This window comes from Mesorhizobium sp. M3A.F.Ca.ET.175.01.1.1 (assembly GCF_004791945.1).
Lineage (GTDB): Bacteria > Pseudomonadota > Alphaproteobacteria > Rhizobiales > Rhizobiaceae > Mesorhizobium.
Genome location: NZ_SRTP01000133.1, coordinates 1 through 371, shown reverse-complemented (window position 1 = coordinate 371; position 371 = coordinate 1). Strand labels below are relative to the sequence as shown.

Sequence of the window (371 nt, the reverse complement as noted above, 5' to 3'; positions counted from 1 at the left end):
GGCTGGACCGCCGCGAACGTCGAATCCTTCGAATATCTTCGACGGCTGGCCACGGTCAGGCTGAACGGCAATTTCAGGAAGGGCCACCACGGCAATGTCGATCTGCATGTCAGCCCGTTCCACTACAGCCGCAATGACGCCTCGCTCGACGAGGCATTGTGGATGCGGGCCGGGACGGCAAGCCTCGGTCCCTGCCGGGTGCGTGTTCCCGACCCGACCGATTCGGTGCTGATTGTGCTGGCGCATGCCACGGAAAGCTCGAACGGCGACTGGACGATGGATGTCGCGACACGGATGGCCGGGCAGCACATCGACTGGGACCGTCTGGTCGAGACGGCCGGCAGGCGCGGCATCGTGCCGGCATGCCTTGC

General features: G+C 65.2%; 1 protein-coding gene. It reads left to right on the top strand.

Going from position 1 to position 371, the window contains the following annotated elements; translation table 11 throughout:
* On the top strand, positions 1-371 hold a 371-nt coding region (locus EN818_RS31060), incomplete at both ends, for a nucleotidyltransferase family protein (RefSeq protein WP_145972145.1).